This window comes from Paludifilum halophilum, from assembly GCF_002245355.1.
GTDB classification, from domain to species: domain Bacteria; phylum Bacillota; class Bacilli; order Thermoactinomycetales; family DSM-45169; genus Paludifilum; species Paludifilum halophilum.
In genome coordinates this window covers 1-388 of sequence record NZ_NOWF01000190.1, presented here as the reverse complement: position 1 = coordinate 388, position 388 = coordinate 1, and the positions used below count along the sequence as shown (strand labels likewise).

General features: G+C 53.4%; 1 protein-coding gene. It reads right to left on the bottom strand.

Annotated elements, in window-relative coordinates; translation table 11 throughout:
- Positions 1-325: hypothetical protein (locus CHM34_RS19700; RefSeq protein ID WP_206093871.1), on the bottom strand; the 325-nt coding region annotated here is incomplete at its 3' end.
- Positions 326-388: the final 63 nt, after the last annotated feature.

The window sequence follows — 388 nt, the reverse complement described above, 5'->3', positions numbered from 1 at the left end:
ATGTATATCTGCCCAAACCCGACGACGACGGGCAGACCATATATCTATCTTTCGAAGAACCGCCGTACGACGAGAACCATGCTGAATCGTCGTAACCGTGACGCCCTCTTACCTCAACACTTACGTCCCAGTCCTCAACCCGAGACTTCTTTTGCTTCATGTAGATGTTCATATACTTACAGTTCCAGTCAGATACAACGACGTTGTCGGCGCTCAGCTTCGTCACATCGAATGAGGTGCTGGCCGCCTCGGCGGAGACAGCAGGACCAACGGCAAGGGCGAAAGCGGCAATTGACACCACGAGGGCGCGTTTGAGGAACTTCATGGAGACTCCAACTGAAGATGGGATGGAAGGGGATGCCTGAGCCGGAGTCAAAGAATGTGCAGC